The 3922-nt window shown below is 30.9% G+C and carries 4 protein-coding genes; all 4 read right to left on the bottom strand.

Translation table 11 applies throughout. From position 1 onward, the window contains the following. Positions 1–92: 92 nt before the first annotated feature. The 4 genes from G8O23_RS17040 to G8O23_RS17025 all read right to left on the bottom strand — a co-directional run bounded on the left by G8O23_RS17040 (position 93) and on the right by G8O23_RS17025 (position 3795). Positions 93–464 carry a hypothetical protein gene (locus G8O23_RS17040; RefSeq protein WP_166367103.1) on the bottom strand — a complete coding sequence of 124 codons (372 nt, stop codon included), beginning with the start codon at positions 462–464 and terminating at the stop codon, positions 93–95. A 33-nt stretch (positions 465–497) separates the two neighbouring features. After that, entirely contained in the window at positions 498–1331 is an 834-nt protein-coding gene (locus G8O23_RS17035; RefSeq protein WP_166367101.1) for a hypothetical protein, read from the bottom strand. Positions 1332–1388: 57 nt separating this feature from the next. After that, positions 1389–1796: a hypothetical protein gene (locus tag G8O23_RS17030; protein WP_166367099.1), complete on the bottom strand. Its 408-nt coding sequence runs from the start codon at positions 1794–1796 to the stop codon at positions 1389–1391. An 832-nt stretch (positions 1797–2628) separates the two neighbouring features. After that, the gene (locus G8O23_RS17025) at positions 2629–3795 is read right to left on the bottom strand and encodes a GAF domain-containing sensor histidine kinase (protein ID WP_166367097.1); all 1167 of its coding nucleotides are present in this window, start codon (positions 3793–3795) and stop codon (positions 2629–2631) included. Positions 3796–3922 lie beyond the last annotated feature (127 nt).

Here is a 3922-nt window from a genome sequence, read left to right as displayed (position 1 = left end):
GACGATATTTTGGAGCGAATCTATTTGATAGACTACTAGTTGCAGCTGTCGAAGATACTTGGTATGGAAAACTTAGGTACAATTACGGATAATCATATACCATAAAATTCAGATTTTTTTGTCTGAATGCCATTAAATAAATAATCAGTTGTTTTTGAATAATTTGCAGTTGAATAGATAGGTGTGTTTTTTTGGTAGTTAATAATTGAATTTATGTATTCATCTGGTGTCATTAAATTATCGGAATATTGAATTAGAAGGTTGCTGCCAGAATTATTATCCCAACAAGCAATTTGAGTTACCTTATTTTCAATGTTTTGATTTTTATTTTCCCATTTACTAGGTATTTTTAGCGAAATATTGCCATAATTAATTGTTTTATCTAAGGGTTGAGCATAGATAGAAAAATAGAATAATGATAGAAGTAAAAATAAAATAGAATTCGAAATTATTTTGTAATTCATAGCGATGTAGGTATTTGTAGGTTAGATAGTTATTTAGTTAACTGTAAAACTATCTTCGAAAAGGTTAAATATTTTATTAAAATCATTTTTATCACCAGTTTCATAGAGAATAACAATAGTTTTGAAGTTATGATTAAAACTATATATCCTTGCATACTGAGTTTTTGAATTATTCAAATACTTAAATTCAAGAAATTTGCATTTACGTGCGTTAAAAAAAGAATCTTCAATTTTATGGTAATATGAATTATCGATTGGAAAATCTTCTGAAATGCCATCAAGCATTGCTTTTATAGCTTCTTCATTTGAAATAACTTGATTTTCAAATAGAACTACACCAAAATATTTTATTTGTGTATATAGATTTTTCTCGCAATGTATTAAATAGTAATTGTTTTCTTCATATGATTCAAAATCAACTTTCCAATCTGAGTAACAATTAAATTTTATGTTTCTAAACTCTACACTTTTAGTTGTTACTTCCTTTTTTGTAGATTCATTATTTATACTAATTTCATTCCATAAATTTTTAAGTTTTGCTTCAGTATTATACTGATAAATTGAAATAATTAATGAAATTATTATGGCCGTAATTAACAAGATAGGAAATTGGACTCGATTTTCATTTTTAACTTTTTTCTTTAAATTGTAATAAACGATTAATCCTGAAATAAAACTAGGTAATATTAGTTTTGCGATTTCTTGCCCAGCAAAATACGAATGCATTGATATAAAAATAAACAAAGCACATAATATAAAAGTAGTTATTGGCACAATAAATGAGTATGCAATTAAATTATTTTTGCTTGGCTTAATTAAGTAGGTGCTTATAAAAGATGCTAATAAAAACACAAATAGATATTTCATAATGAATAAATTAAAGCGTTAGTAAATTGTTAGATTAAGAATAAAATATTGATGCTTTCAAGATTCTTCAAATAAGTCTCTATTCATACCAAGATATGTAAGACTACCCCAAACAATAATAACTTGAATCAAAATAATGATTTTTGCCAAAATTGATGTATCAAGCTTAAGATAAGCAATAAAGTCTCCTATTCCTATAATGAATGCAAATAGTGAGAAAATTATTCCAGCTATCTTTTTATTTGGTGGAATAGTCATTAGGAGTCCAATAAGTATTGAACAAAAACTAGAAAACAATCCAATAATAATTGAACTAAAAAATATAGCCAATACAATTAACCAAAAAGTACTTATTGTTAATGCTTTCATAATCAACCAACCTAAAAGCAAGTCAATAAGATATAGAGAAATGACTAATAATAATAGATAAACAAGCCATTTAAATAATTTTGTAATAAAATTCATAGTCGTTTATTTGTTAGATTATCAATAAATTATGGAAATATTCTGGTCTGTCAAAATTGGGCATAACGGTGGAGGGTGTATAGCGTGCCCATCGACTGGAACAACGTCTTCATCCCACGAGATAAAGTTAGATTGAAACGACCAAGTTTGCAAATCAACGAATCCTTGGGCATGCTATGCAACCTATGTTATGCAAAGTAGTTAATATCAAGTCACATACAAACTTCGGGACAAGAATTCTAGGAATAAAAATTAATTTCCCTCCAGCATTATTATTCCGCTTTCTTTTCATCGGGAAGCCCGTGCGATCGGCAAGTATTTTTTTGCGCGTAAGCCATCTTTTCGTTAAAGCCTAGGGATGATTTAAATTTTCTACCCGACAAAAACAGCGAATTATCTACCGAGTTTTAAACTTCTTGATTTCTTGTCCAGCAAACATTTCCTGCCGCTGTTTTGCTTTCTAACGAATTTCAATTTCCCGAAATTTAAATTCAGCCCGTTGGCCAAATCGTCGAAAGTCCTGCCGAAAAAAAATAGGTTAAGTCGGCGGATGACAGTCTATGCGAGATATCTTCCAGCCGTGAAATGAGTTGTCAATGAGACAATTAGATTTCAATACGGGGTTAATAGACTGTCATCCAACGAGTTAATCTTTCCGCCCCGAGTTTCTACTATTTTGCATAACGGTGGGGGGTTGATAAAGTGCAGGCGGTTGGAACATCGTCATCGTCCCACGAGACGAAAGCTGGATTGAAACTGTAAAGTTTCCTAATCCGCTGATAGCCTGCATTTTATTAAACCCTTGTTAGCACACGGTAATTTTTTCTCGTGATTAATTTTCATTCGGTAAAGTAAATTTAAAATTACTTCCTCTTCCAACTTTACTTTCTACCCATATTTCCCCTTTGTGCTTTTCTATAAATTCTTTGCAGAGTATTAATCCTAATCCCGTTCCTTTCTCTCCCATTGTCCCAATATTTGAAATGCTTTGAGAAATATTAAATAGTTTTTTTTGAACATCATCATCAATTCCAACACCATTGTCAGAAACTGTAATTAGTGTATTCGAGGGATACTTTTCAGCTGAAATTTCAATTTTACTTCCATTGTTAGAAAATTTTATTGCATTTGAAACAAGATTACGAAAAACTGTCTTTAGCATATTTTCATCAGCCCACAAACTTATATTTTCAGGAGCAGAAATTGTAATTTCTATTTCCTTTTTTTCTGATTGACTTTTTAGATGACTAATTGTCTGGGCGCAAATATTATAGAATTCAATTTTTTGTGGTTCAAATGGTAATTTACCATATTGGGAAGTTGACCACAATAGCAGGTCATCTAATAAATTATTGGTGCTACTTGCCACATCAAAAATATTCTTTGCGAAAGATTCAATTTTTTCATTATCGTATTGATTTGTATCCTTTACTAAAAGTTCAGATAAACCTAGAATTGATGTAAGGGGGCTTTTTATATCGTGTGCAAGAATTGATAAAAAGATACTCTTGTCCGCATTAAGTTTTTCAAGTTCTTTATTCGATTGTATCAAAACTAAATCTAATTCTAATACGCGTTTAAATTGTTGTATTAATCGTTCGTGATTTGAGGAAAAATAGTTTTCCTGATTATCAAGTACACAAATTGTCCCAAAGGGTTTATTGTCAGGGAAATTAATTGGAACGCCGAGATATGAAATCATACCAAGTTTAATGTCTGGATTTTTGTTCCAATTTTCATCAGTTAAAGCATTGGGGACTAATAATTTTTCTTGCGTTTTAATTACAGTTTCGCAATATAATCCATACCATTTTTCTTTATCGCCAACATTATAGGGGTTATTCTTGGAATTGCTGGAAATAAATACTTCCATAAATTCATTTTCTGTTTTCATTATCAAAGCCGAAGGAACAGAAAGAAGTTCGGCTAATAAATCAGCCATTTCTTGCCATTTTATTAAGATTTCTTCGTTTATGTCTTCGAAAGGATTAGTATTCATACTCGTTTCGTTTTTCATTACTGTGTGCTAACGGCTGGGGGTGTGCCCAGTGGGGGAGTGCGGCGCCAGCGGATTTATCCCCCGCTAAGAATAATGTTGCGAGCCCAATTGCCCCGAATATCTAGGT

The sequence above is a fragment of the Perlabentimonas gracilis genome (assembly GCF_011174675.1).
Taxonomy (GTDB): domain Bacteria; phylum Bacteroidota; class Bacteroidia; order Bacteroidales; family Tenuifilaceae; genus Perlabentimonas; species Perlabentimonas gracilis.
Note: the sequence above shows the minus strand (reverse complement) of the source record. Positions and strands in the feature narration are given on the sequence as shown.